This window comes from Nocardia otitidiscaviarum, from assembly GCF_007362295.1.
Classification (GTDB): domain Bacteria; phylum Actinomycetota; class Actinomycetes; order Mycobacteriales; family Mycobacteriaceae; genus Nocardia; species Nocardia otitidiscaviarum.
Map to the genome: position 1 here is coordinate 711,374 of NZ_CP041695.1, position 25,960 is coordinate 737,333.

A 25,960-nucleotide genomic window follows, 5' to 3' on the forward strand; every position below is an offset into this window, starting at 1 on the left:
CAACTCTGTCTCGGTGCGGAAATCGGAACGCGGATAACGGTTGCGGCCGGTTGAACTGTGGTCGAACATCTGTCGATATGACCGAATTCGAGGCCGATGTGCTCGTATTGGGCGGTGGCCCGGCGGGCTGCTGGGCCGCCTTGGCGGCGGCCGCCCGCGGCGCTCGGGTTCTCGTGGTCGACAAGGCGCGCGCGGGTGCCAGCGGCCCCACCGCCTGCGGCACGGTCTCGCTCTGGAATCTGCCGCCCGGCCCGGCCCGCGACGAGGCGGTGCGACAGGGCTTCGCGGGTGGCAAGGGTCTGGGTGATCCGGAGTGGATGTACCGGGTCCTCGACGAGACGCACCGGCGCGTGGAGCAATTGGTGCGCCGCGGATTCCGGGTCGACGGCGAACCGGCGGCCGGACCCACCCGGGTGGTGCTCGACGGGGCCAAATACCTCGGCCGCATGCGGCGCAGCATGGTGATCGCCGGGGTGCGGATTCTCGACCAGCATCCCGCCCTGCAACTGCTCGCCGATCGCGACGGCCTGGTCTCCGGCGCCGCCGGGATCGCCCTGGCCAAGGGGCACCGCACCTGGACCGCCCGGGCCGCCGCCGTGGTGGTGGCCACCGGCGGCTGCGCCTTCCTGTCCGGCGGCGCGGGCACCGACGTGGACACCGGCGACGGACTGCTCATGGCCGCCGAGGCCGGAGCCGAACTCTCGGGGATGGAATTCTCCAGCGCCTACGCCCTGGCGCCCACCGGGGTCGCGGGCGCGCCCGTGGTGTTCGCGCCGGATCTGCTCATGTACCTGGCGACCCGGCCCGACGAGCGGTCGGCGGGCGGCGGTCGCGAATTCGGTTCCCGGGCCGAGGCGTTCGCCGCCATCGCGGACGGCCGACGGGTCTACGCCCTGGCCGACGACCTGCCGGACGCCCTGCGCGCCCAGCTGATCCGCGCGGGCGGCCTGGACGCGGCCGGGCGGGTGCCGCTGCGGGCGGTGCTGGAGGGGACGGTGCGCGGTACCGGCGGCCTGCGGTTGACCGGACCCGACTGCGGCACCAGCCTGCCGGGCCTCTTCGGCGCGGGCGATGTGACCACTCGGGAGCCGATCACGGGTGCGGTGAGCGGATTCGGCGGACAGAACGGGGCCTGGGCGATCTCCTCCGGGGTGTGGTCGGGCGCCGCCGCGGCCCGGTTCGCGCGGGAGCGGCGCAAGATCGGCAAGACGCGCGCGGTGCCCGGAGCCGGACTGGGCGCGCGGTCCGGCATCGACCCGCGCGCGGTGGTCGGCCTGGTGCAGGAGCACACCCTGCCGCTGCGGCGCTCGTACTGGCGCAGCGAGGGCAGCCTGCGCGACAGCATCGGCGAACTGGACGGCGTGTGGCCGGGCGTGCGGTTCGATCTGGGCGGCGGCGGGGCGGACCGGTTGCGCGCCCGGCAGGCGGCGGCGCTGCTGGCGGTGGCGCGCTGGACCAAGTACAGCGCGCTCGCGCGCACCGAGACCCGCGGCATGCATCGCCGCACCGACCATCCGGGCCGCAGCCGCGCGGGGCGGGTGCGGCTGGTGTCGGGCGGCTTGGATTCGGTGTGGGTCCGTTCCGACCGGTCGGCGGCGAATACGGCAGTGGGGGAACTCACCGCAGCCGAGTAGACCGCATTGTGATGTCTCACCGAATCGTGACGCGGTCGTGCGAGTTCTCCCTTACCTCCGGTTAATTACCGTCCACTACGCTCTGAAAATGGTGAATGAGCGAGACGGACCGTAGGCCCGATTTGGCGCGTCGTCGCGGCTGCTGGCAAGATATGACGATCCCCGTCCGCTGTCACCCCAGCCGGTCGGGAGATCCGGTGATCACGATCACCCCGGCACCATGCCCGGACACACCCGTCCGGTTTTCTCGCTCGACGATCTGTGCAGCGACACGCTCTTTCCAAACCGTCGGACCCTTGCCTATGTCACGTCGACCGACGACAGTGGCACAGTGCGTTTCGACGGCGTGGTCAGCGCACCTCAGAGCCCCCGAAAACCATTAATACCTATTACCGAACGGTAACCGTCAAACGGTTGAGTCCGCACCGAGCAGGAGTGAAATCGTGTCACCCGTGACTGAAGCAGTGAACGCCACCGCGACCCCGTCGACCAATGCGGCGAACCTGGCCGACATCACCACGGAAGAAATCTACGCGGGTCACCTCGGTGGCAAGCTGTCGGTCGAACTCACCGCACCGCTCGAGACCCAGCGCGACCTGTCCATCGCCTACACCCCCGGAGTGGCGAAGGTGTGCCTCGGCATCGCCGAGGACGAATCCCTGGCCAAGACCTACACCTGGGCCGAGCGCCTGGTCGTGGTGGTCTCCGACGGCACCGCCGTGCTGGGCCTGGGCGATATCGGCGCACGCGCCTCGCTGCCCGTCATGGAGGGCAAGGCGGCGCTGTTCAAGAAGTTCGCCGGTCTCGACTCCATCCCGCTGGTGCTCGACACCAAGGATCCGGACGCCATCGTGGAGACCCTGATCCGCCTGCGCCCGAGCTTCGGCGCGGTGAACCTGGAGGACATCTCCGCCCCCCGCTGCTTCGAGATCGAGAAGCGCGTCGTCGAGGCGCTGGACTGCCCGGTCATGCACGACGACCAGCACGGCACCGCCATCGTGGTGCTGGCCGCCCTGAAGGGCGCGGCCGCGCTGCAGCAGCGTGACATGTCCGCCATGAAGGTCGTGGTCTCCGGGGCCGGCGCCGCCGGCGTGGCCTGCACGAACATCCTGTTGGCCGCCGGTGTCTCCGACATCATCGTGCTCGACTCCAAGGGCGTGGTGAGCCAGGACCGCACCGACCTCAACGAGGTCAAGGCCGAACTGGCCCAGCGCACCAACCCGCGCCATGTCACCGGCGGCCCGGCCGAGGCGCTGGCGGGCGCGGACGTGTTCCTGGGGCTGTCGGCGGGCACCGTCGCCGAGGAGCTCATCGCCGCCATGGCGCCGGAGTCCATCGTCTTCGCCATGTCCAACCCGAACCCGGAGATCCACCCGGAGGTGGCCGCCAAGTACGCCGCCATCGTGGCCACCGGGCGCAGCGACTTCCCGAACCAGATCAACAATGTGCTCGCCTTCCCCGGCGTCTTCAAGGGCGCGTTGGACGCGGGCGCGCGCCGCATCACCGAGGGCATGAAGGTCGCCGCCGCCGACGCCATCTTCGGTGTCGTCGCCGACGAGCTCTCCGCCGACAAGATCATCCCCAGCCCCCTCGACCCCCGCGTGGCCCCGGCCGTCGCCGAGGCCGTGGCCGCCACCGCCCGCGCCGAGGGCGTCGCGTAGCTCGGGAGACGTCACCGGGACGGGGGTCCGGCTCCATCGGAGTCGGACCCCCGTCGCGTGTTTCGGGCTGCGCCGGGCTGTCCCGGGGGGCGTGCGGTCCTCCCGGGGCGTGCAGTCCTCCTGGGGCGTGCAGTCCTCCTGGGGCGTGCAGTCCTCCTGGGGCGTGCGGTCCCTCCGGACGTGCGCTCCCGTCGGGCGTGGCGCGTCGACGGGCCCCGGCTGCGTCGGCGGGTTCCGCGACCGGTCGACGGAACGGCAGGCGGCCGTGCGGCGCGTCGACGAGCGCCCGCCGGGAGGAGCGGACAGCCGCCGTTGAGGCGAGGCGTGAACCGTGTCGACCGTGCCGAACCCGCATCCGGGACACCGCCGTACGGCCTGAGTGCGGTCTGGTCGTGCCGGTTGCGCGGAACCTCACCGTGACGGCGGCCGGGACGCGTCGTGACGAGATCCCCGCTCGGCGGCGGGTGCGTGCGCGACCGTCCCGCTACAGGGCGTGGGCGTCGAGCCAGGAGCGGGCCAGGTCGGCGGGGGAGGCGTTGTGGTCGCGGACGTCGCGGACCATGGTGGCGAGGTCGGCGGTGGTGAGTTCACCCGCCACGTAGTTCAGTTTGCGGGTCTGGTCGCCGGTGAGCGCGCCCTTGCGGATGACGGGGAGGACCTGTTGGGCGCGGAAGGCGTAGTCGGGGTCCGCGATGGTGGTGAGGTCTTCCGGGGTGGGGCCGGGCAGCAACGGCGGAGGGACGGTCAGGACGGCCGCCTGGATCTCGCCGTTGAGCAGGGCGTTTCGGGTCGCGATATCGTCGGGGTACGCGGTGATCTGAGTGATGGTGCAGCCGTAGGTGTTTCGCAGCGGGTCCCGCACGTCCCGCGTGGGGTCGAGGGCGGGACGCAGCGGATCGGTGGGTGTGCCGGTGGTGATGCCCACCCGCAGCTCGGCGCAGCGGGGAGCCAGGTCCGGCAGTGTGGCGGGGAGGTTCTCGGCGGCGCGGGTGGCGAGTGTGATGCGCAGATCGGTGCCGTCGGCGGGGTCGGAGACCACGATGCCCTCGGGCAGCGCGGCGTAGACGGCCGCGAGCACCTTCTCGGGGGTGGTCGCGGTGGCGTCGGCGTGCAGGGCGCGCAGCAGATCGCCGGTGTCGTCGCCGGTCAGCGCGATGGTGGCGGCGTCGAGGGCGGCGAGGTAGTCGGCGCGGGTGCCGAGGTCGGCCGCGACGGCGGTGCGGGCTCCGGTGCGGGCCAGCGCGCCCGCGTAGATCTCGGCGACCACCCGCGCCTGCGCGGAATCACCCGCGCCCACCACGATGGCCGGATCGTCGTCGCGGGCACAGGACACCATGGCCGCCGCCGACACCACCACCAGTGCCGTACCGAGCAGCCGACCGAAACCATTCCGCCCGAAGCGAATCGTTGCGCCGAACATGTGCGACAGTCTGCCTGGCGGGGGTGCGGGCGGTGGACAGCGGCACACTCGATTGCGCGAAACGCCCAGGAGAAGTCAGCGACAACTCGGCGAGCCAGGCAATATGGACACCCATGAGCGGTCCGGTCCTCCCATCCCGTGGCCGCTGTCGATCCGCTGGGATGTCGGAAGGACAGTTGTGAAATCCCCGATCACCACGCGTGGCCGCCGCGGACTACGCCCCGCATTCACCGTTGCCCGGGTGGTCGCCGCGGCCGTCGCGCTCGCGGCCGCCATGGCGCTCACGGCGTGCGGCGACTCCGACCCGCTCTCGGGCGGCGGCGGCAGCTGCAGCACCGACGAGAACCAGGTCACCGTCGGCTCGGCCAACTTCCCGGAATCCGAGACTGTCGCCAACATCTATGCGGAAGCCTTGCGCGCCAACGGTTTCAGCGTCGACACCAAACTCAATATCGGCAGCCGCGAGGCGTACGTCCCGGCGCTGCGCAGCTGCTCGATCGGCCTGGTGCCCGATTACACCGGCAACCTGCTCCAGTACCTGGACTCGTCGGCGACCGCCACCTCCGCCGACGAGGTGAACGCCGCGCTCACCGCCGCGCTCGGCGATCAGCTCGCCATCGCCGACCCGGCTCCCGGCCAGGACTCCGACGCCGTGGTGGTCACCCGTGCCACCGCCGACCGCTGGAACCTGCGGACCATCGGCGATCTGGCCCCGCACTCGGCCGAGGTCACGTTCGCCGCGCCCGCGGAATTCCAGGAGCGGCCGGGCGGTCTGCCGGGGCTGAAGAAGAACTACGACCTCGACATCGCGCCGGGCAACTTCGTGCCGATCGCCGACGGCGGCGGTCCGGCCACCGTGCGCGCACTCGTCGAAGGGCAGGTGACGGCCGCCGACATCTTCACCACCTCACCCGCCATCGCGGAGAACGACCTCGTGGTGCTGGCCGATCCGAAGAACAACTTCGCCGCCCAGAACGTGGTGCCGCTGTTCAACGCCGCCAAGAAGAGCGACAAGCTGGTGTCCGTCCTGAACGCCGTGTCGGCGAAACTCACGACGGAGGAACTGATTTCGCTCAATACCGCGGTCTCCGGCGCGAGCAAGACCGAACCGGCCGCCGCGGCGGCGGACTGGGTGCGGGCGCAGGGGCTCGACAAGCCGATCGCATAGGGAGGGCCACGTGTCCGATATCGAGTTCCGCGGCGTCACCAAGACCTATCCGGACGGCACCACCGCCGTACACGATCTGGACCTGCGCATCGAATCCGGTTCCTTCACCGTCTTCGTCGGCCCGTCCGGCTGCGGCAAGACCACCTCGATGCGCATGATCAATCGCATGATCGCCCCCACCGCGGGGACGATCACCGTTGCCGGACAGGATATTTCGGCGATCGACCCGGTGAAGCTGCGGCTCGGTATCGGCTACGTCATCCAGAGTGCGGGTCTGCTGCCGCACCGCACCGTCCTGGACAACGTGGCCACGGTGCCGGTGCTCCAGGGGGTGCGGCGCAAGCAGGCGCGCACGGCGGCGCTGGAGGTGCTGGGCCGGGTCGGTCTGGACCGCGGTCTGGCGCAACGCTATCCGTCCCAGCTGTCGGGTGGTCAGCAACAGCGTGTCGGGGTGGCGCGGGCGCTGGCCGCCGATCCGCCCATCCTGCTCATGGACGAGCCGTTCAGCGCCGTGGATCCGGTGGTGCGCGCCGAACTCCAGACCGAAATGCTGCGGCTGCAAGCCGAACTGCACAAGACCATCGTGTTCGTCACGCACGATATCGACGAAGCGGTCACCCTGGGCGAACGCATCGCGGTCTTCGGGCCGGGCGGCGTGCTCCAGCAGTACGACACCCCCGACCATGTGCTGGCCCAGCCCGCCAACGACTTCGTCGCCGAATTCGTCGGCCGCGACCGGGGTTACCGGGCGCTGTCGTTCCGCTCCGCCGACACCGTGCCGATCCTGGGCGTCGCCACCGCGACCGAGGACGAGATCAGCGGGCAGCGGCTGCTGCTCGGTGACTGGGTGCTGGTGGTGGACTCCGAACGGAAGCCGCTCGGCTGGATCGACGTCACCGGCGTGGAAGCCTTCCGCGCCGGAAATCCGCTGCGCGACTGCATGTCCGCGGGCGGCTCCCTGTTCCCGCCGAACGGCGACCTGCGGCTCGCACTGGACGCCGCCGTCTCCTCGCCGTCGGGAATCGGTGTGGCCGTGGACGACACGGGTGCGGTGCGCGGCGGCATCGACGCCGGCGACGTGCTCGAGGCACTGGCCCGCCAACGCTCCGGCGAGGACGCCGACCGCAACAAGCACTACTTCCAGGAATCACCGACCGCTGACCGGGAGGCGTGATGACGCGCCGCCCGGCGACCCCCGCCACCGCCGCGCCGCGTGGCACCCCCGCCGTGCCGTGTGGAACGGTTCCGCCGTGTGGAACGGACCTGCCCGGCGGAACGGATGCGCCCAGTGGAACGGTCCCGCCGCATGGAACCGTCGGGCCGCGTGGAACGGTCGCGCCGCGTGGAACGATCGCGCCCTGTGGAACGGTCCCGCCGCGTGGAACGGTTCCGCCGTGTGGAACCGTCGGGCTGCGTGGAAGAGTCGCGCTGCGTGGCACCATCGCCGCGCCGCGCCGAACCACCGCAGCGCCGCGGAATGACTTGGCGGTGCTGCGCCGCCCTGGCGCTGGCGTGCCTACCACGCGGGCGGGTGCGGCTGCCGCGCTGCGCGCTCGCATTCGCGGCTCGCACGTGGTGCGGAGCGCGCGATGAGGTACCTCATCGACAACTTCGGCGAGATCGCCGGATACACCCGCACCCATCTGGTGCTGGCGCTGGTGCCGTTGCTGCTCGGGCTGCTGATCGCCATTCCGGCGGGCGCGGTGGCGCACCGGGTTCCGTGGCTGCGCCGGATCACCGTCACCGCCGCCGGAATCGCGTACACCATTCCGTCGCTGGCGCTGTTCGTGATTCTGCCGCCGCTGCTGGGCATTTCGACCATCGACCCGCTGAACGTGATCATCGCGTTGACCATCTACTCGGTGGCATTGCTGGTGGTCGCGGTGCCCACGGCGCTGGATTCGGTGCCCGCGGCGGTGCTCGACGCCGCCGACGCCATCGGCTACGCCCGCCTGCGCCGCGTGCTCACCGTCGAATTCCCGCTGGCCTTCCCGGTTTTCGTGGCGAATCTGCGGGTGGTCGCGGTCACCAATATCTCCATGGTCACCGTGGGCGCGCTCATCGGCGTGGGCGGACTCGGCAAACTGTTCACCCAGGGATATCAGCGCGACTATCCGGACGAGATCATCGCGGGCATCATCGTCGTGCTGGTGCTGGCGCTGGTGATCGACCGCCTGCTCTACCTGCTGGGCCGGTTGGCCACGCCGTGGCTGCGCACCGGCCGCACGCCCGGCACCCGGCGGCGGCTGCGCGGCGCGATCGATCCGGCCAAGGGCCCGGCGGCCCCGAATGGCGGTGCGGCTGCTCCGAAAGGTAGTGCGGCATGAACCTTTTCGTGCAGGCCTGGGAATACCTCAGCACGGCCGGCAACTGGTCCGGGCCCGCCGGTATCGCCGCCCGGTTGCGCGAGCATCTCTGGTACAGCTTCCTGGCGGTCGCGCTGTCCGCGGCGCTGGCCGTGCCGCTGGGCATGGTCATCGGCCACACCCGGCGCGGCTCGGCGTTCATCGTCGGCTTCGCCAATGCCATGCGCGCCCTGCCCACCCTCGGTCTGCTCACCTTCCTGGTGCTGCTGATGGGGCTGGGCCTGATTCCGCCCCTGCTGGCGCTGATCACGGTGGGCATTCCGCCGCTGCTGGCCGGGGCCTACGCGGGGGTGGCCAATGTGGACCCGCTGGTCGTGGACGCCTCCCGCGCCATGGGGATGCGCGAGTATCAGATCCTGCTGCGCGTGGAGTTCCCCAATGCGCTGCCCATCCTGCTGACCGGGTTGCGCGCCGCCACCCTCCAGGTGGTCGCCACCGCCACCATCGCGGCCTACGTCAATCTGGGTGGGCTCGGCCGCTACATCTTCGACGGCATCGGCCTCTACAAATACGACCGGGTGCTGGTGGGCGCGATCCTGGTCGCCGCCCTCGCCCTGGCGCTGGACGGCCTGCTCGCACTGGCCGTGCGGGCCTCGGCGCCGGGCGTCGGCGGCATGCGTCCGCTATCCGCCCGCAAATCCAACCATTGACCCCTGCTGTGAGGTGGGTCACGATGGATTCGGCCCGAAGTAGTGCCGGATTCACTCACCCCACCCTCAGGAGGATTGTTGTGAAGGCCATGAAGGCACGCGACATCATGCACCGGGACGCCACCTGCGTCCCCGCCGACGAAACCCTGGACAGGGCCGCGCAGCTGATGCGCAATATGGACGTCGGCGCCCTGCCCATCTGCAATGACGACCGCCTCATCGGGATGCTCACCGACCGCGACATCGTGGTGCGTTGCATCGCCGAGGGCCACGACCCGAGCCGGGTGCGGGCGGGCGATCTGGCGCAGGGCACCCCGCGGTGGGTATCGGCCGACACCGATGTCTCCGAAGTGCTCGAGATGATGGAACAGGCGCAGATCAAGCGCCTCCCGGTCATCGACACCCGCAACGGCAAACGCCTGGTCGGCATGATCTGCGAATCCGACCTGGCCCGCAATGTGAGCGACGAGCAGCTCGCCCACTTCGTGGAGGCCGTCTCGGTACCGCACTGAGTGCACGCGGTCCGGGACGGCGCGGTCGCCGATCCCGGACCGGCGCGCGGACCTGTGGCGGTCATGTGGATGAGCACGGCCACCGGTGGCTCGATCCGCCTTCTCGGCGTGCGCGCGACGGCGACGGCGACTGCTGCCGGTGTGCGGTGGCGGCGCTCGATCGATCAGGCGCGCAGTGCCGCCGCGAGCACCGGATTCAACGCCAGGGCCGGGAGCGAGTCGACGAGCATGTCGACCAGCGTCTCGCGGGGGATGGGCTCTTCGCGTAGCCAGGTGAGGGTGGTCTCCTCGACAAAGGCGATCCAGCCGCGCACGGCCAGGCGCAGGCGGGGGCGGTCCGGATCGTCGACGGCGATCGGGGATTCGGTGAGGATGCGGTCGACGAGGGCCAGGCGGGTCTGGGTGACCAGGGCGACCAGTTCGGGGCTGGCGCTGGCCGGGCCGCGCAGCAGGGCCAGATAGGAGGTGCGGTTCTCGCTGACGTAGTCGACATAGCGTTCGATCGCGTCGCGCAGCATGTCGTAGAGCGGCAGGGTGCGGTCGGGGGCGGTCTTCTCCAGGAGTTCGGCATTGGCGTACTGGACGATCGCCAAGTGGAAGTCCTGTTTGGACGGGAAATAGTGGAACAGCAGGCCCCGGGAGATGCCAGCCTGGGTCGCGATCTCGCCGATGGAGATGTCTTCGAGCGCGCGTCCGCGCAGCATCTCCACGCCCAGCGTGATGAGCTGTCGGCGGCGTTCCTCCGGGCTCAGGCGCACACGCTTGGATACGGTCTGGTCCCGGCTGCGTTCCCTACTCATCACACCGATACTACTGAACGTGAGTCAATACTGTTGACTCCTGCTCAATAAGACCTTACGCTCGCTTATATGAGTCGCAAGGTTACAGACAAAGCTGTCGGCAACCGGCCTGCCCGTCACTCCCGCATCATCATCGTGGGCAGCGGGTTTTCCGGTCTGGGCATGGCGATCCGCCTGAGCCAGCAGGGGCACAACGATTACCTCGTGCTGGAGCGCGGACACGATGTCGGCGGCACCTGGCGCGACAACACCTACCCGGGCGCGGCCTGCGACGTGCCCTCCCAGCTGTACTCGTACTCCTTCGCGCTCAACCCGGACTGGAGCCGCTCGTTCTCCAAGCAGCCGGAGATCCAGCGCTACATCCAGGGCGTCGCCGACAAGTACGGGGTACGCGACCGCCACATCTTCGGCTGCGAGATGACCGGTGCGCAGTGGAACGACGCCGCCGCGCGCTGGGAGATCCAGACCAGCCAGGGCGCGTTCACCGCCGACATCCTGATCTCCGCCGTGGGCGCGCTGTGTGAGCCCAACCTGCCGGATATCAAGGGCATCAACGAGTTCCAGGGTGAGATATTCCACTCCGCGCGCTGGGACCACGACGCCGACCTCACCGGCAAGCGGGTCGCCGTGATCGGCACCGGCGCCTCCGCGATCCAGATCGTGCCGAATATCGCGAAGCAGGTCGCACACCTGGACGTGTACCAGCGCACCGCGCCGTGGCTGCTGCCGCGCATGGACCGGCCCTACCTGGCCCCGGAGAAGCTGGCGTTCAAGTACATTCCGGGCGTGCAGGCGCTCTCCCGCGCCGCCATCTACGCCGCCCGCGAAACCCAGGTGGTGGGCCTGGCGAAATTCCCGCCCGCCATGCGCATCCTGGAGACCATCGCCCGCGCCAAGCTGTTCGCCGAGGTGCGCGATCCGGAACTGCGCCGCAAGGTCACCCCGAACTTCCGCATCGGCTGCAAGCGCATGCTGATCTCCAACGACTACTACCCGGCGCTCTCGCGCGACAATGTGGACGTGGTCACCGACGGCATCAAGGAGATCACCGGCAACTCCATCGTCACCAAGGACGGCACGGTGCGCGAGGTCGACGCCATCGTGGTCGCCACCGGCTTCCACGTCACCGACTCCCCGGTGTTCGAGACCATCGCCGGTCGTGACGGCCGCACCCTCGCCGAGGTCTTCGACGCCACCGGCCAGCAGGGCTACAAGGGCTCGACCATCCACAACTACCCGAATATGTTCTTCCTGCTGGGCCCGAACGTGGGTCTGGGGCACACCTCGATGGTGTACATGATCGAATCGCAGATCAACTACATCGCCGACGCGGTCGCCACCATCGACAAGCAGGGGCTGCGCACCGTGGAGGTGCGTCAGGACGTGCAGGACGCCTTCAACGCCGAATTGCAGAAGAAGCTGGTCGGTTCCGTGTGGAGCACCGGCGGCTGCGCCAGCTGGTATCTCGACAAGCACGGCAACAACACCACGCTGTGGCCGGACTTCACCTTCCGGTTCCGTAGTCTGCTCGAGAAGTTCGATGTGGCGGCCTACGACACCACGACCGCCGCCGTCGCCAAGGCATCCTGAATCCGTCCACCCCAACCGAAAGAGTGACCGTGAGCAACGACGCTTACTTCCAGGACAAGGTCTGCGTGATCACCGGCGCCGGATCCGGCATCGGTCGCGCCCTCGCCGAGGCGCTGGCCCGGCGCGGCGCGAAACTCGCGCTCTCCGATATCGATACCGAGGGCCTGGCCGAAACCGTGCGCCGCTGTGAGAAGTTCGGCGTGCAGATCAAGTCCGACCGGCTCAATGTGGCCGAGCGCGAGGCCGTGCTGCTCTACGCCGACCAGGTCAAGGAGCATTTCGGCAAGGTCAACCAGATCTACAACAATGCCGGTATCGCCCACCACGGCGACGTGATCGCGACGCAGTTCAAGGACATCGAGCGCATCATGGACGTCGACTTCTGGGGAGTCGTCAACGGCACCAAGGCTTTTCTGCCGTATCTGATCGAATCCGGCGCGGGCCACGTGGTGAACGTGTCCAGCCTGTTCGGGCTGATCGCGGTCCCCGGCCAGAGTGCCTACAACGCCGCCAAGTTCGCGGTGCGCGGCTTCACCGAGGCGCTGCGGCAGGAAATGCTCATGAGCGGTGACCCGGTCAAGGTGACCTGCGTGCACCCCGGCGGCATCAAGACCGCCGTGGCCCGCAACGCCACCGTCGCCGAGGGCCTGGATCAGAAGAATCTGGCCGCCCTCTTCGACAGCAAGCTGGCCATGCACACCCCCGAGATGGCCGCCGAAACCATTCTCAACGGCGTCGGCAAGGGCCACGGCCGCGTGCTGATCGGTTGGGAGGCAAAGGTTCTGGACCTGTTCGTGCGTACCACCGCCTCGTACTACCAGCGCATCGCCGCCGTCGTGCAGAAGCGCGCTCTGCCCTGAAAGTGATCATGCCCGAGATCTCGCTGCCGCTGCCCGTCGCCCGCGCGGTACTCCGTCCGCTGTTCCGTGTCATGCTCAACGCCCGACTGCCGTTCACCGTGCAGCGTCGGCTCATGGACGCCGGTGCGGCCGGACAGCTGCTGCCGCGCGGCACCCGGGTGGAACGCATCCGCCTGGGCGAGCGGCCCGCCGAAAGGCTCACCGCCGGACCGGTTTCCGATGCCATCACGGTGCTGTACCTGCACGGCGGCGGTTACACGGTCGGTTCACCGGTGACGCACCGCGCCCTGGCCGCGGTGCTGGCCCGGGAGATCGGCTGCCGGGTGCACGTGCCGGACTACCGGCTCGCGCCCGAACATCCGTTCCCGGCCGCGCTCGACGACGCCGAAGCCGCCTTCCTCGATCTGGTCGCCACCGGTTACCGGCCGGAACGCATTGCGGTGGCCGGTGATTCGGCCGGTGGTGGACTGTCGATGGCCTTGGCGCTGCGGTTGCGGGACCGGCACGGGTTCACCCCGGCCGCGCTCGGACTGATCGCGCCGTGGACCGATCCCAACGAGATCCCGGAGCGCTCCAGCGATCTCGTGCTCACCAAGCCGTGGTCGCGTGCCTGCGCCGACGCCTACCTGGGGGACGGTGACGGGCTCGACCCCGGCTACGCGCCGCTGCTCGCCGAACTGCACGGCCTGCCGCCCACCTATGTGCAGGCCGACGTGGACGAACTGCTGCACGGTCAGTGCCTGCGGTTGGTCACGAAACTGGAATCTTCCGGTGTTACGGTCGACTTCAGCGAGAGCCGTGGGCTCTGGCACGTCTCCCAAGCGCAGGCAACTCTGGTAGAAGCCGCCGCGCAGGTGACCCGCGAGCTCGCGGTATTCCTGCGGCAGGCCCTGCGACCTGCTCAAACCCGGTCCATAGGCTAGTGTCCGAGCGCTTGTGACCCCGGCCCGGCGGCCTACCGCGGAACGTGTTCCGCCGGTCCCGCCGGGCGCTGCGCCGAAGCGTGGCGTAAATTACTGGCGAGTTAACCCACTGTGGAAGGGCAGCGATGCGAGAGTTCGAAGTCCCGGCTACCTACACCATTCCGGAGAACGCGAACATGTCGGACGGCGCGTTCCGGCATGCGAAGGAGACGCCGAACCTGGTCGTCTTCAACACCCCGGACGGTAACGGCGGCTGGAACGACGTCACGGCCACCGAGTTCGCCAAGACCGTGACCGATGTCGCCAAGGGCTTCGTGGCCTCCGGCATCGAGCTCGGCGACCGCGTCGCGATCATGGCCGCCACCAGCTACGAGTGGGTGGTCCTCGACTTCGCCATCTGGGCCGCCGGTGGCTGCACCGTCGCCATCTTCGACAGCTCCTCGGCCGAGCAGTGCCGCTGGATCCTGTCCGACTCGGCCACCAAGCTGATCATCGTCCAGAACGAGCAGCATCGCGCCACCATCGGCGAGATCGAGGGCGGTCTGGGCGAGCTGAACGAGGTGCTGCAGATCGAGGGCGGCGCCGTCGCCGAGCTGATCAAGCGCGGCGCGGACCTCGACGACAGCGTGGTGCACGAGCGCCGCGCCCAGGTGAAGGCGGCCTCCCCGGCCACCCTCATCTACACCTCCGGCACCACCGGCCGCCCCAAGGGCGTCATGCTCTCGCACGCCAACCTCTACGCCGAGTCGGCCGCCGACCGCTCCGCCATGAGCGAATTCCTGCGGCCCGACCGCAAGTCGCTGCTGTTCCTGCCGCTGGCGCACGTCTTCGCCCGCGCCGTGGCGCTGGCCGCGTTCGACGCCGGTGTCACCGTGGCGCACACCGCCGACTGGTCCACGCTGGTAGAGCAGTTCGGCAAGTACAAGCCGGACTTCATCCTCTCGGTGCCGCGCGTGTTCGAGAAGGTGTTCAACGGCGCCAAGCAGAAGGCGCACGACGGCGGCAAGGGCAAGATCTTCGACGCCGCCGCCGACGTGGCCGTGCAGTACTCCGAGGCGCTGCAGAACGGCGGCCCCGGTTTCGTGCTGAAGCTCAAGCACACCGTCTTCGACAAGCTGGTGTACGGCAAGCTGCGCGAGGCCATGGGCGGCCGCTGCGCCTCCGCCGTCTCCGGCGGCGGACCCCTGGGTGCGCGCCTGGGCCACTTCTTCCGCGGCGCTGGCGTCACCATCTACGAGGGTTACGGTCTGACCGAGTCCACCGCCGCCGTCAGCGTGAACACCCCCGAGAACATCAAGGTCGGCACCGTGGGCCGTCCGCTGCCGGGGCACGGTGCGAAGGTCGCCGAGGACGGCGAGCTGCTCATCAAGGGTCCGGTCGTGTTCGCGGGCTACTGGAACAACCCGGAGGCCACCGCCGACGCGTTCGCCGACGGCTGGTTCAAGACCGGTGACCTCGGCGCCATCGACGAGCAGGGCTTCATCTCCATCGTCGGTCGCAAGAAGGAGATCATCGTCACCGCGGGCGGCAAGAACGTCTCCCCGGCGCTGCTCGAGGACTCCCTGCGTCAGCATCCGCTGATCAGCCAGGTCATGGTGGTCGGTGACGGACAGCCGTTCGTCGGCGCGCTCATCACCATCGACCAGGAGGCACTGCCGGGTTGGAAGGAGCGCAACGGCGTTCCGGCCGACACCGCGATGGAGCAGATCATCGAGAACCCGAAGCTGGTCGCGGAGATCAACGAGGCGGTGGCCGCCACCAACAAGCTGGTGTCGCACGCCGAGGCCATCAAGAAGATCCGCATCCTGCCGGTCGACTGGACCCAGGAGGGCGGCGAGCTGACCCCGAAGATGTCGCTCAAGCGCGCCGTGGTCATGAAGCAGTACGCCACCGACGTGGACGCGATCTACAGCTGAACACCGATGAGTTTCGGCCGCGGCCGTCGTCTCCATTGCGGGGGCGGCGGCCGCTGCCGTCTGCCCGACCGATCAGCACGTGAGGAGGCATACCGTGAACCTGAATCCGTACCTGCTCTTCAACGGCAACGCCGAGGAGGCGTTCACCTTCTACCAGAGCGTCTTCGGCGGCGAACTCGACATCACCCGCTTCGGTGAGATGGGCGGCGGCGACGAACTCCCGACCGAGTCCAAGAACCTCATCGCCCACGTAGCCCTCCCGCTACGCGGCACCGCCCACCTCCTCATGGCCTCCGACTGCCCACCCGGCCAGTCCGTCGACACCACCAACCCGCCCTACGCCGTCTCCGTCGACCTCGACCTCCGCGAGGAAGCCGAACGCATCTTCACCGAACTCGCCGCGGGCGGCGAGATCACCATGCCCTTCGGCAAGACCGAATGGTCGGAGGCGTTCGGCATGGTGACCGACAAGTTCGGGGTGCCGTGGATGGTGGGCTTCAGCCCGGTCGAATAGTCGAACGTGGCGAGGTCACTGCGCCTGGCCGGGGCGGTGGGTGATGATGGTGGTCATGTCGACGCGGTAGTCGATGACGGCCATCGCCAGGTCGAGTATGCGAGTGTTGGTGTTGCGTGCGTAGGTGCGTAGCGCGGCGAATGCGGCATCCAGGGTGACGTGGCCTTGTTCGGCGAGCATGCCTTTGGCCTGTTCGATCACCACGCGGCTGTTGAGGGCGCGTTGGAGTTGCGCGGACACCGACACCGAATCGGCCAGTGTGCGGGCGTGCAGGATTCCGATGGTCGCCACATCGGCCAGGGACTGAGCGGCGGTGATATCGGCGGTGCCGACCTGGCCGGTTCGGGGGGACGCGAAGAGGTTGATCGCGCCGATACGGTCGGTGCGCAGTCGCATCGGCAGTGCGTAGACCGATGCCCAGCCTTCGGCGCGGGCACGGTCGGCGAAGGCGGGCCAGCGTTCGCGTTGTGCGCCGAGGTCCGGCACCAGCACCGGTACGCCTTCCTGATAGGCGGTCAAGCACGGCCCGGCATCGGATTGGATTTGGAAGAGTTCCAGCAGCCGGGTCGCCTCGCTGGTGGAGGCCAGCACATGCAGCCGGCCGCGGTGGTCGGCCAGCATCGACCCGGCGGTGTCGACCGGCAGCACCTCGACGATGACGTCCACCAGTTGCTGGGCGATCTCGATCGGGTCATAGCCTTCGACCAGCGAGTCGGCCATCCGCACGAGCGCGGTGAGCAGTTTCGATTCCCTGCTTGCCATCCGTTGATCCGCCTCCCGGTGACCGCAGCTCGATGTCGCTCGGCTGCACGTTCATCACTTCACGATGCACTGTGCGCGCGGCGGGCACAGCGTCCCGATGGCACGGACCAGCGGGACCTTCGACATCCGTCACAGCACGTCGGGGTCGTATCGGCCCGGTTCGGAGTCGCCGGGGTCGAAGCGGATGCGGCGCGTGAGGATATCGGCGGCGAGCATCTCGATGGGGCGCCCCTCGGTCAGCGCGCGGGCGACGATCCGGGAATAGGCGTCGGCGATATCGACACCCAACTGCACGGCCACCATCCCGGTGGCTTGATGGATCTCACGGGTGGAGACCGCCACCTCCCACCACGGACCCAATCCTTCACTGCCGGGCGTGGACCCGTTGCTGTCGCTTGTTCGCGCCCAGGCGCGCACACCCGCGAGCAGGATCACGGTGACCAGGTCGGCGATCTCCACGGTGCTGGCGAACCCGGCCTGGTCGAGGGCCATCGGGGTATCGGTGTACAGGTCCAACGTTCCGACTCGAATCGCGCCCTGGTGCAGCGGAAACGAGAACACCGCACCGCCGCGTTCCCCGATTCCGGACATCGCCAGCAATGGCCAGCGCCCACCGGCCAGCGCGGCACCGAGATCGGGCACCAGCACCGGCGCGTCGAGCGAATACGCCGTCGGGCCGGGGCCTTCTCCGGCGGCCACCTGCAGCTGCGCCCACAGGGTCGCGATCGGGTCGGACGCGCCGAGCATCTCCCAGTTCTGCCCACCCGTGCACACCATGATCGCGGTCCGCCCCGCCGGAAGCAGTTGCGCGGACACCCTGCTCAACAGATTCGCCCCCCGTGGGCCCAGAGGGTCGTCCTCCGCGCGTCGCACAGCCGACATGAATCGAACGGCGACCGTCTGTGTCTCGCTCACCGTAGCTCCCGTAGCGCTGCGGCGACATCGTCTGCGGCGGTCCACTCGCCGTAGCTCGCGGCCCCGGTGCCTGGATCACGGTGCACCGGAGCGAGATAGCGCACCTGACCGTTACGCCGGTCGAGAGTGTCGCGGGTGGCCAGCAGAAAGCTGCGTCTGCTGCCGATGGCTGCCCTATCCAGGTGCAGGCACAACTGCGCCGCCGCCAACTCCAGATCCGCGGCCACCACTACTCCGGTATCCGGCGATCGCTCACCATCGGCAGTGACCACCGTGACAGACCACGCCGGAAAGCAGCGCGCCCGTTCCGTACCGAGACCTGTCGACGTCCAGCCGAATCCGGTCCACGCCATCATGGCCGTTCACCACCCAGCAATCGAGGCAGGACAGCAAACCGACCAAGGTCCGGAGACGGAACTGTCGAAGAGAACACCCCCGCATCAATGCGGAAGTCTCACCGTCCCATCGTATTCCACCCGGCCCCCGTCACGAAAGGCATTCCACTCGACCCTGATTCCCGCCCGCCGTCAGTGCGGGCCGGATCGAGAAGCCGGCTGCGCGTGCTTGTGGTGAGCACGCCGTTCGCGTCGGTGCGGTGCCCGGCCTACGCCTGAATGACCTCGATGCCCACCAGTGCGTTCAGCGAGTCGCAGCTGGCCCAGGACTGGTTCTGCCCGTAGTGTGCCGGGCCGTACTTCCAGTAGATGAACGGTATTGGCCAGGCGACACAGGTGAGTTTCACCTGGTGCCAGGTCGGCAGCTCGCAGGTGGACATCCCGCCGGTGTTGAAGATGTTGTACACGTGACAGTTCGCCTGCCATACCGGCACGTCAGCCTGTGCCGTGCCACCACCGGCGAGTACGGTGGCCGCGGTCGCGCCGGCTACGACGGCGCTGGCGGCAAGTCGCTTCGCAGATAACATCCCGAACCTCCTGAATGGGTGATGTCTGACACATCGGACCGGGATAGCTGTCGTGTTACTGAATCGCCTCGGGCAATGGTGCGACGCCGCCATGTCCCCGGAACGTCATCACACGTCGGCGCGAGCGAGTGCCTCGGCTTCCATCGCGGCGATGAAGTCTGCGACGTGCGAGCCGTAGATGCCCCAGCTGTTCACACCGCCCATCTCGACCAGTCGGAGCGCGCCGTCGCGGCCCACGCCGACGTCGACGGTGACCATGGTGGAACCGTGGGGGAGTAGTCGTGCCGCCGCGGCCTCCGCGAACCCGCGGACGTCATCCGGGACCGGAAGGTACGGCTCGATCGGATACGAGCTTCCGCAGACGAATCGGCCGTTACGGCAGAAACACCGAAACTCACGCTCGAAGCTCACGACCTCGGAGACGACGACGAGCTCGTCGCGGTACTGGTCGTACGTCTGGAGCCAGCGCCCCAGCTCCGCGATCGCATGCACGCCGGCGGGGAACAACTTGTAGTTCGTATCGCTGCGAACGAAGACCCGGTCACCTCCGACCATGCGCCGGAGCGGTAGCTGGGGAACCGCCGAGAACGGCACGAACACGGCGGTCCGTCCGAGCAGGTCGTACACGTGGCGGTAGTAGAACGAGCAGCGCAGCGTCGCGTAGTCGTCGAACACCGCTTCACCGAGCCTTGGAACGCGACGGAGGCTCCGTATCGTCGGCATCGTGCCGTACCCGACGACCGCGCGGCCCTCGTGGACGCCCGGCCAGCGGCCCATCATCGCATCATGCGGTTCCACGATCAGCGGGTCGTCGAGCGCGGCCGCGATGAGAGCGGAGCCGGGGAAGTCCTCGTGGAGATCGATGATCCATTGCGGTCGCATGACGAGATGCTATGCGGCGGGCCGTATGCAACCGGGATGGGGCAGAACATGATTCGAGATTCGACCGCGATATCCGGTGCGGTTCGTGCGGTTGGCGGACGATCATGGCTTTCGCGGCTCAGGATTCGGTGTAGTCGTCGATTCTCTGCGTGATGAACGCGCCCAATGCCCTCCCGATGTCGTCTGCGACCCGGTAGTACATGGTGTCCACCTGGTGCACTGGGACCGGTTCGGGATGGTCATCGAGGGCGGCCTGTTCGGTAGCGAAGTATCTGTCGAAGACCTCACGCGGCCCGGTGAGTATCGGGCGTTCGCCGCCCCAGGCCGGGAGTTGTGACGTGGCGTGGGCGTGATGCGCTGCCGACTAGCAGGCAGAAGCCAGTTCTGGTTTCCCTAAGAGGCGCAGTGTGCCGGGGTGTGTTAGCCAAATATTAGCCTTCTGGCTGTGGAGGCATGTGTGATGTGACATGTAAAGCGTTGTCGGCTGTCGTAGTAACGATGCTTGAGATTAACTGTAACGATGAACCTCGCAACCGCTCTGGCCGCCATCGACGACGCTCTGGACCGTCCATTCCCGAAGGAAAAGGTCGATGAGGGTTGCTTTGCCGCCGATCAATCCGGACCGGGGTGCCACCTGCTGGACCTCGCTTGCACCGACGACTGTTTCGACCTCGATGATGACTTGGAGGCGTACTGGGCGGCGCAGCATCGATACGACTCGGACCTCGCTGACCTACAGACGGCTTTGCGGGAACGCTGGGGCGAGGGTGAACTGCTGACGCTGTGGGGCGACTCCGATCTTCCGCCTCCGGTCCAGGTCGCCGAGTACGCGCCGGTGTTGCGGATGATTGCGGACTACATTCCGGCATTGCGGATTTGGCGGCGCGGTGAGCGATGGATCGGCGTGTTCGTGGGGCAGGAGGACAAGGAACTGCCCCTGCAGTTGCGGGTCGCCGTAGGGCTGGTCAGTGAGCTCCCGTGACGTGTCCGTGCGTCTGGGAGGGTTGGAGATTGATGCCTTGCGGTGGCTGCCGGCAGGTGGGAGGTCTCGGGGTTGGGGCCGTCGATCATGAAGCTTCTCCTGGCGATCGCGGTGGCGGTGGCTCGGCCCCGCGAGGTACCTGTCGTATGCCCGGGACAGCGCCTTGATCGTGGCGTCGTTCACGGTCGGTCCCCGGCGTTGATGTCGACCACGGATTCCGGTTCGACGTCGATCACCTCAGGGCCGGCCAGCAGGCTGAGCGCGTCCCGTACTTCGGCGCCCAGCTCCCGCAGCTCCTCGGTGGTGACGGGCCAGCCGTCCTCGCCGACAGGCCAGATGCCGTCGTCACGGTGCTGGTAGGAGATGTGCCCAGTCATGCGCGGCTCCGGCTCGAGTCGGGCACGATCTTCCCGGCGTCCACGAGCACCGTCCACGCGGCAGCCTTGGTCCCGCACGTGTCGGGGTGGCAGTCGATGTGCACCTGCATGGCCAGGCGGGGGTCACGGCGCGCCCATTCCCGGTTGTGGTGATCGAGGTACTCGAACCGCATCGTCACCACCCTCGCAATGGCAGGTAGGTGCGCTGCGACTCAACCTCCAGCCGCGCCTGGAGCTGCGCGAACGGCAGGCCGTGGCGGTGGCGGGGCGGCTGGTGGCCGTGGGTAGCGGCGAAGGCGAGCATGCCCGCGATGAGCAGGACGAAGGCGAGGAGTTCCATGGTCACACTCCCGCTGGGACGTCGAGGTGTGCACGGCCGATCGGTGTCTCGATGTAGGCGCGGCCGCGGCGGCTGAGCATCCAGGTCTCACGCCATATGCCGACGCCGGTGACGATCAGTCCCAGGTAGGCGAGGCGGTCGATGGCGCGGCGGGCGGCTCTGGTGGGTATGTCTGCGCTGTCAGCGATGCGGTCGGCGGTGAGATGGCCGCCTGGGGCGAGTGCGGCGAGGACACGCGCCTCGGTCGTGTTCATACCGGTTCCTCCGGTGTGTGCCGTGGCGGATATGAGTGCGGCCCTGGTGCCGGGGCGTCGATTTCACCCGACACCGGGGCCGCATCTGGACTATGCCACTACCAAGGCTAGTGGCATAGGCCACTTAGTAAAGAGTGGAAAAATTCCGGAGCGGGCGGGTAATCGGCCAGGCCCTAGACGGTGACTGGGAACTCTTGCCGGAAAGCCCACCGGTCGGGCGGATACACGGCCTCGTCGAACTCGATCGGGCTATCTCCGCTGTCGTACGCGACGAGCCAGTAGACCAGCACTGCTGACGGGTTCGGCAGACCGAGCACCTCACGCTCCTCGTCGGTGGCCAGTCGCGCCGACACCTGGTCGCGTGCATACAGGGACCGCAGGCCGAAGACATCCGACAGGTACGGAAGTGTCCCGCCGCGAATCCCCTCGGTGGTGTCGAGGAGTCGTGGCGCATCCTTGGTAAACGCGGCGGGGAACCATGAGATCGACAGCTCGGTCGGGCCGCTGATCACGTTCCGGATGATGCGACGCCGCTGCGCTACCTGTGCGCCAACCTCGAGCCCCAGGGCTGACGCGACGTGCGGCGGAGCGTCCAGGATGCTTGCCGAGGCGAACTCGACCTTCTCTGTCGGCGAGTACATCGTGCCCATTGCTGCTGCGCGCTCGTATCGCTCACGGGCTCGCGGCGCCGCGTGCGGCTCCAGTACGAAAGTGCCCGACCCCCGCCGGCTTTCGACCAGTCGCTGCTGGCGGAGCACCTGCAACGCCTTGGCCGCGGTCGGGCGCGCCACCTTCCAATCCGTGGCCAGTTCGCGTTCGGAGGGGACCTCGTCGCCCGGTGCGAGATCGCCTCGCACGATCTGGTCGCGGAGGTGTCCGGCGATCTGTAGGTACTTGGGAAGTACCTCCTCGATTTCTGGCAACGCAATCCTTCGGTGAGTACCATATGCCACTAGCCACTATACGGACCTGAAGCAGATGTCGGGGTAGTGATGCATGCCGCGTTAGCGATCGCCGCTGGTGGTGGAGGCGACGCCATCACCGCCGCCATGCTCGCCGCTGCCATGCCGGAACTGCGGGTTAGCGCGATCATGAGCTATTCGTGGGATCGGTTCATGATGGACCCCGCGCCGGGCCCGCGAACGCGCGCCGAATTTCAGGGGCTGGTCGAACATTGCGGGGTAGCGACCATCTCGGAGACGTCCACATTGCGGAAAGGGACGTCCACGCTGCCGCGATTGGCGGGCAGCATGGCGCACCCGCTGCTGTTGCTCGAGGCGGAGAACGGCGCGGCCGGGATGGCCGCAACTATCGTTAAAGCGGCGCAGATGTTCAGCGCCGACGAGCTGATAGTGGTCGACGTCGGCGGTGACATCATCGCCGAAGGCCACGAGAGTGGACTTCTCAGTCCGCTGGCTGATTCACTCGCTCTCGCCGCTGCCATGATGACCGGGCTCCCCACTCGGGTGCTGGTCGCTGGCCCCGGCGTCGATGGCGAGCTGTTGCCGAGCGAGGTGCACGCGCGGTTCGCGGACTTGGGCGCGTGCCAGGTCGCGAGCCTGACACCGGTAGATGCTGCGCCGTTCGCGGACCTCTGGTCCTGGCACCCATCCGAGGCGACCTCGCTGCTCGCGATGGCGGCCGACGGCTGGCGGGGCGCGGTTGAGACCCAGCGTCGCGCGGTCATAGACCTGACCGACGATACGACCGGGATCTACGAAGTGGACGGTCAGGCGCTGACGAAGTCATCACTGGCAAGGCTCCTCACATCGACGAACAGTCTGGACCAGGCGGAGCAGATGTTGCGAAATCGCCGCGGCGGCCGGAGTGAACTCGATATCGAACGCCGCAAGGCTGCCGGCGAGCATTCCGAAGTCCGTGTGCCGACCCCCCAATCATTGAACGTCATCGACGCGTACGGCAGGCATGCGCGGGACCGCGGTGTTGATGCGCTTACTTTGCGACGCGTCGCCGAGTTGGTCCATGCCATCAGTCCGGCCACCACCCTGAAGCTGCGGGAGCTCCTGGCCTCGCAGCGCCCCGGGAACTTCTATCCGCCGCTGTATCGAGTCGGTGCGGCTAGCAGCGGTTTGTAAGCTTTCCGCGTCTTCGATCATGGAACTGCTCCTGACGATTGTGGTGCTGGCGGGCTGTTAGTGGGTGTTTCGGGTCCTTCGAGGCCGGCACCGACAGGGTTGTGGTGACAGCCGATTCACTTCCGAACGGACCGAACGGCGGGTGTGTGGACTCGGTCGAGGAAGTCGGCGATGAGCGGGGCGATCTCGGACAGGTGGGTTTCCAGGGCGAAGTGGCCGGTGTCGAAGAGGTGTAGTTCGGCGTCGGGGAGGTCGGTGCGGTAGGCGTGGGCGCCGGGGGCGGGGAAGAAGGGGTCGTTCGCGCCCCAGGTGATGAGGGTGGGGGGTGTGTGGGTGCGGAGCCAGGACTGCCATTCGGGGTAGCGGGCCACGTTGGAGTGGTAGTCGAAGGCCAGGGCGAGTTGGGCTTCCTTGCGGCCGGGGAGGTCGAGGTAGTGCTGGTCCAGGGTCCAGCTGTCGGGGGAGAGCAGGGTGGGGTCGGGGACGCCGTGTTCGTACTGGCCTCGGGTGCCTTCCAGGGTGAGCAGTTGGCGGATGGCGGCCTCCGCGCCGTCCTGGTCGGGGCGCAGAGCGATGAAATCCCTTGCGCCGTCGGAAAGTCCGGCCTCGTAGGCGTTGCCGTTCTGCACCACGAGGGCGGAGATCCAGTCGGGGTGGCGGGTGGCGAGGCGGAAGCCGACCGGTGCACCGAAATCGAAGACGTACATGGCGAAACGGGTCAGGCCGAGACTCTCGACGAATCCCTCGGTGATATCGGCCAGACGGTCGAAGGTGTAGTCGAAATCGGCTGGGGCGACGGTGTTTCCGAAACCGGGGTAGTCGGGGGCGATGAGGCGGTAGCGGTCGCCGAGCAGGTCGATGAGGCGACGGAACTGGTGGGAGCCGGAGGGGAAGCCGTGCAGGAGCAGCAGGACGGGCGCGTCGGCGCGGGTGGGGACCGATTCGCGGTAGTGGACCTCGACGTCGTCGACGGTGCGAGTGCGGTACTGGACCAGGGGGAGAGCGCTCACGCTATTCACATGCTTTCTCGTGGAGATGATGCATTAGTTTCTAGCCCATGGCCTTCTAATGTGTCAACGGCTTGAGTTAGCATTAGGGAGTGATGGAGCTCGAACCGCTGATCGGCGAACCACTGGCCCTGGACCTGGTGAACACCCGGCCGGTCGGCGCTGACCTGCTGGAAACCCCGGAGCAGTTGGGGAACTGGTTGCGGCTGGAGGGCGACCGGCTGCCGGAACCGGTGAACACGTATCCCGGACCCGCCGAACTGGCGGCGGTGCGGGCCGTCCGCGAGCACACCGCCGCCGTACTCGACGCCCTGCTGCGCGAACGCCGTCCCCCGGCGGCGGCGCTGCGCGGACTGTACGAAGCGCAATCCGCCGCACCCGCCGTCCGCCGGCTGGACTGGAACGGTGCGACCCTCACCGCCGCCCCGCGCCGCATCGGCGACCCGACCGCCCACCTGGCCGCGACCTTGGCCGACGCCGCCGTGGATCTTCTCACCGACCCCGCCCTCACACGGGTGAAGCGTTGCGCCGCAGACGATTGCGTCATGCTCTTCCTGCCCGCCCATCCGCGCCGCCAGTGGTGTTCCCCCGACCGCTGCGGCAACCGCGCCCGCGTGGCCCGCTACTACCAGCGACACAAAGGCGACGCGCGCTGACCGGTCCCGACCTAGACTGCCGAAATGGGATCGAGCACGGTCGGTTTCGGTGAGCGCGGCATCTCGGCACGATTGCTGACCCCGCGCCGGCTCGCGAAGGTCATGAGTCTCGCTCCGCCCCTGCTGTTTCTGGGCGTCCACGTGGAGCCGTTCGCCGACGACTGGACCTCGGTCACCGTGCGCCTGCGGGTGCGGCGGTGGAACTCCAACCACAATGGGGCGGCACCCGGCTGGTCACTGTTCGCCATGACCGATCCCTTCTTCGGCATGATGGCGCAGGGGCAGCTCGGCGGCGCGTACCGGGTGTGGAACACCACCGCCGAGATCGACTTCGTGCGGCCCGGCCGTGGCACGGTGTACGCCACCATGGAGATGCCGCGCGCACTGGTGGAGGAGATCCGGGAACGGACCGCCGACGGCTCCAAATCCGAGACCGAACACGAGGCGCGCATCGTGGATGCCGACGGGGAGTTGGTCGCGCGGGCCAGCCAGCGGCTGTATGTGCGGCGAGCGCGGGAGCACGGCGCACCCGCATCGCCCTGACCTGTCCCGTATCGCCGCGGCGCAGGGTGTGCTCGCACGTGCCGGGTCCCGGCCGCCCTCGACCCGACGTCACCGTAATGTCACAACTCGCCGCAGCTCAGCGGCTCGCACCGGCAGTAGGGTCGATTGCGTGGCCGAACGGGAACTGCGGATAGCGAGCGGCGTCGTGGCGGCCGGGGCGATCCTCGGCGTGGCCGAACTGCTCGCCGC

At 68.3% G+C, this 25,960-nt stretch carries 29 protein-coding genes; 16 read left to right on the plus strand and 13 right to left on the minus strand.

The window, feature by feature from the left end; translation table 11 throughout:
- The first annotated feature begins 77 nt into the window (after window positions 1-77).
- Both FOH10_RS03125 and FOH10_RS03130 read left to right on the plus strand, forming a co-directional pair.
- Window positions 78-1,634, plus strand: a complete 1,557-nt coding sequence (locus FOH10_RS03125; RefSeq protein WP_143979549.1) for an FAD-dependent oxidoreductase — start codon at window positions 78-80, stop codon at window positions 1,632-1,634.
- A gap of 452 nt (window positions 1,635-2,086) precedes the next feature.
- The gene (locus tag FOH10_RS03130; RefSeq protein WP_244961561.1) at window positions 2,087-3,295 is read left to right on the plus strand and encodes an NAD(P)-dependent malic enzyme; all 1,209 of its coding nucleotides are present in this window, start codon (window positions 2,087-2,089) and stop codon (window positions 3,293-3,295) included.
- A 484-nt stretch (window positions 3,296-3,779) separates the two neighbouring features.
- Here the strand turns inward: FOH10_RS03130 and FOH10_RS03140 are convergent, their stop codons facing one another.
- On the minus strand, window positions 3,780-4,715 hold the full coding sequence (locus tag FOH10_RS03140) for a glycine betaine ABC transporter substrate-binding protein (RefSeq protein WP_143979551.1): 936 nt from the start codon (window positions 4,713-4,715) through the stop codon (window positions 3,780-3,782).
- A gap of 274 nt (window positions 4,716-4,989) precedes the next feature.
- Between FOH10_RS03140 and FOH10_RS03145 the strand changes: the two genes are divergently transcribed.
- From FOH10_RS03145 to FOH10_RS03165, 5 genes are all read left to right on the plus strand, one after another.
- Window positions 4,990-5,883 (plus strand): ABC transporter substrate-binding protein, encoded by an 894-nt coding sequence (locus FOH10_RS03145; protein WP_228813002.1) that lies wholly within the window; start codon window positions 4,990-4,992, stop codon window positions 5,881-5,883.
- 10 nt (window positions 5,884-5,893) lie between these two features.
- Window positions 5,894-7,057 carry an ABC transporter ATP-binding protein gene (locus tag FOH10_RS03150; protein ID WP_143979553.1) on the plus strand — a complete coding sequence of 388 codons (1,164 nt, stop codon included), beginning with the start codon at window positions 5,894-5,896 and terminating at the stop codon, window positions 7,055-7,057.
- Between the two features lie 415 nt (window positions 7,058-7,472).
- Entirely contained in the window at window positions 7,473-8,210 is a 738-nt protein-coding gene (locus FOH10_RS03155; RefSeq protein WP_143979554.1) for an ABC transporter permease, read from the plus strand.
- Window positions 8,207-8,899: an ABC transporter permease gene (locus FOH10_RS03160; protein ID WP_143979555.1), complete on the plus strand. Its 693-nt coding sequence runs from the start codon at window positions 8,207-8,209 to the stop codon at window positions 8,897-8,899. Before FOH10_RS03155 ends, FOH10_RS03160 begins: the two co-directional genes overlap by 4 nt.
- 89 nt (window positions 8,900-8,988) lie before the next feature.
- Window positions 8,989-9,411 carry a CBS domain-containing protein gene (locus FOH10_RS03165; protein ID WP_039816903.1) on the plus strand — a complete coding sequence of 141 codons (423 nt, stop codon included), beginning with the start codon at window positions 8,989-8,991 and terminating at the stop codon, window positions 9,409-9,411.
- A 164-nt stretch (window positions 9,412-9,575) separates the two neighbouring features.
- Here the strand turns inward: FOH10_RS03165 and FOH10_RS03170 are convergent, their stop codons facing one another.
- The gene (locus FOH10_RS03170; protein ID WP_143979556.1) at window positions 9,576-10,211 is read right to left on the minus strand and encodes a TetR/AcrR family transcriptional regulator; all 636 of its coding nucleotides are present in this window, start codon (window positions 10,209-10,211) and stop codon (window positions 9,576-9,578) included.
- 69 nt (window positions 10,212-10,280) lie between these two features.
- Here FOH10_RS03170 and FOH10_RS03175 point away from each other — a divergent pair, with 69 nt between their 5' ends.
- The 5 genes from FOH10_RS03175 (at window position 10,281) to FOH10_RS03195 (ending at window position 16,014) form a co-directional block, all read left to right on the plus strand.
- The gene (locus tag FOH10_RS03175) at window positions 10,281-11,801 is read left to right on the plus strand and encodes a flavin-containing monooxygenase (protein ID WP_143979557.1); all 1,521 of its coding nucleotides are present in this window, start codon (window positions 10,281-10,283) and stop codon (window positions 11,799-11,801) included.
- Window positions 11,802-11,830: 29 nt separating this feature from the next.
- Window positions 11,831-12,661: an SDR family NAD(P)-dependent oxidoreductase gene (locus FOH10_RS03180; protein ID WP_029931494.1), complete on the plus strand. Its 831-nt coding sequence runs from the start codon at window positions 11,831-11,833 to the stop codon at window positions 12,659-12,661.
- Between the two features lie 8 nt (window positions 12,662-12,669).
- Window positions 12,670-13,584: an alpha/beta hydrolase gene (locus tag FOH10_RS03185; protein ID WP_039816901.1), complete on the plus strand. Its 915-nt coding sequence runs from the start codon at window positions 12,670-12,672 to the stop codon at window positions 13,582-13,584.
- 125 nt (window positions 13,585-13,709) lie between these two features.
- Window positions 13,710-15,500 carry an AMP-dependent synthetase/ligase gene (locus tag FOH10_RS03190; protein ID WP_039816863.1) on the plus strand — a complete coding sequence of 597 codons (1,791 nt, stop codon included), beginning with the start codon at window positions 13,710-13,712 and terminating at the stop codon, window positions 15,498-15,500.
- A 94-nt stretch (window positions 15,501-15,594) separates the two neighbouring features.
- Entirely contained in the window at window positions 15,595-16,014 is a 420-nt protein-coding gene (locus tag FOH10_RS03195) for a VOC family protein (RefSeq protein ID WP_143979558.1), read from the plus strand.
- 15 nt (window positions 16,015-16,029) lie between these two features.
- Here FOH10_RS03195 and FOH10_RS03200 read toward each other — a convergent pair whose 3' ends face one another.
- The 5 genes from FOH10_RS03200 to FOH10_RS03220 form a co-directional block, all read right to left on the minus strand.
- On the minus strand, window positions 16,030-16,776 hold the full coding sequence (locus tag FOH10_RS03200) for a GAF and ANTAR domain-containing protein (protein WP_143979559.1): 747 nt from the start codon (window positions 16,774-16,776) through the stop codon (window positions 16,030-16,032).
- Window positions 16,777-16,905: 129 nt separating this feature from the next.
- On the minus strand, window positions 16,906-17,601 hold the full coding sequence (locus FOH10_RS03205) for an ANTAR domain-containing protein (RefSeq protein WP_143979560.1): 696 nt from the start codon (window positions 17,599-17,601) through the stop codon (window positions 16,906-16,908).
- Window positions 17,602-17,687: 86 nt separating this feature from the next.
- The gene (locus FOH10_RS03210) at window positions 17,688-17,963 is read right to left on the minus strand and encodes an RNA-binding protein (RefSeq protein ID WP_143979561.1); all 276 of its coding nucleotides are present in this window, start codon (window positions 17,961-17,963) and stop codon (window positions 17,688-17,690) included.
- A gap of 332 nt (window positions 17,964-18,295) precedes the next feature.
- Window positions 18,296-18,613 (minus strand): hypothetical protein, encoded by a 318-nt coding sequence (locus FOH10_RS03215; protein WP_143979562.1) that lies wholly within the window; start codon window positions 18,611-18,613, stop codon window positions 18,296-18,298.
- 108 nt (window positions 18,614-18,721) lie between these two features.
- Window positions 18,722-19,411 (minus strand): ATP-grasp domain-containing protein, encoded by a 690-nt coding sequence (locus FOH10_RS03220; RefSeq protein ID WP_221937920.1) that lies wholly within the window; start codon window positions 19,409-19,411, stop codon window positions 18,722-18,724.
- Window positions 19,412-20,015: 604 nt separating this feature from the next.
- Between FOH10_RS03220 and FOH10_RS03225 the strand changes: the two genes are divergently transcribed.
- Window positions 20,016-20,477 carry a hypothetical protein gene (locus tag FOH10_RS03225; RefSeq protein WP_143979564.1) on the plus strand — a complete coding sequence of 154 codons (462 nt, stop codon included), beginning with the start codon at window positions 20,016-20,018 and terminating at the stop codon, window positions 20,475-20,477.
- A gap of 179 nt (window positions 20,478-20,656) precedes the next feature.
- On the opposite strand, the gene FOH10_RS03230 is transcribed toward FOH10_RS03225, so the two are convergent.
- The 5 genes from FOH10_RS03230 to FOH10_RS03240 all read right to left on the minus strand — a co-directional run bounded on the left by FOH10_RS03230 (window position 20,657) and on the right by FOH10_RS03240 (window position 22,371).
- Window positions 20,657-20,854, minus strand: coding sequence for a hypothetical protein (locus FOH10_RS03230; RefSeq protein WP_143979565.1), 198 nt, complete (start codon window positions 20,852-20,854; stop codon window positions 20,657-20,659).
- Window positions 20,851-21,027 carry a hypothetical protein gene (locus FOH10_RS34665; protein WP_186000696.1) on the minus strand — a complete coding sequence of 59 codons (177 nt, stop codon included), beginning with the start codon at window positions 21,025-21,027 and terminating at the stop codon, window positions 20,851-20,853. Before FOH10_RS34665 ends, FOH10_RS03230 begins: the two co-directional genes overlap by 4 nt.
- Window positions 21,028-21,029: 2 nt before the next feature.
- Complete coding sequence (locus FOH10_RS34670; protein WP_186000697.1) at window positions 21,030-21,194, minus strand: hypothetical protein; 165 nt, start codon at window positions 21,192-21,194, stop codon at window positions 21,030-21,032.
- Between the two features lie 2 nt (window positions 21,195-21,196).
- Window positions 21,197-21,448, minus strand: a complete 252-nt coding sequence (locus tag FOH10_RS03235) for a helix-turn-helix domain-containing protein (RefSeq protein ID WP_143979566.1) — start codon at window positions 21,446-21,448, stop codon at window positions 21,197-21,199.
- Window positions 21,449-21,621: 173 nt separating this feature from the next.
- Window positions 21,622-22,371 carry a GntR family transcriptional regulator gene (locus FOH10_RS03240; RefSeq protein WP_143979567.1) on the minus strand — a complete coding sequence of 250 codons (750 nt, stop codon included), beginning with the start codon at window positions 22,369-22,371 and terminating at the stop codon, window positions 21,622-21,624.
- A 69-nt stretch (window positions 22,372-22,440) separates the two neighbouring features.
- Between FOH10_RS03240 and FOH10_RS03245 the strand changes: the two genes are divergently transcribed.
- Complete coding sequence (locus tag FOH10_RS03245) at window positions 22,441-23,544, plus strand: DUF1152 domain-containing protein (RefSeq protein ID WP_244962036.1); 1,104 nt, start codon at window positions 22,441-22,443, stop codon at window positions 23,542-23,544.
- A 116-nt stretch (window positions 23,545-23,660) separates the two neighbouring features.
- Here the strand turns inward: FOH10_RS03245 and FOH10_RS03250 are convergent, their stop codons facing one another.
- Window positions 23,661-24,554, minus strand: coding sequence for an alpha/beta fold hydrolase (locus FOH10_RS03250; protein ID WP_244961563.1), 894 nt, complete (start codon window positions 24,552-24,554; stop codon window positions 23,661-23,663).
- Between the two features lie 92 nt (window positions 24,555-24,646).
- Between FOH10_RS03250 and FOH10_RS03255 the strand changes: the two genes are divergently transcribed.
- Both FOH10_RS03255 and FOH10_RS03260 read left to right on the plus strand, forming a co-directional pair.
- Window positions 24,647-25,207: a CGNR zinc finger domain-containing protein gene (locus FOH10_RS03255; protein WP_143983829.1), complete on the plus strand. Its 561-nt coding sequence runs from the start codon at window positions 24,647-24,649 to the stop codon at window positions 25,205-25,207.
- Window positions 25,208-25,231: 24 nt separating this feature from the next.
- Complete coding sequence (locus tag FOH10_RS03260) at window positions 25,232-25,750, plus strand: DUF4442 domain-containing protein (protein WP_143979570.1); 519 nt, start codon at window positions 25,232-25,234, stop codon at window positions 25,748-25,750.
- The last annotated feature ends 210 nt before the right edge of the window (window positions 25,751-25,960 follow it).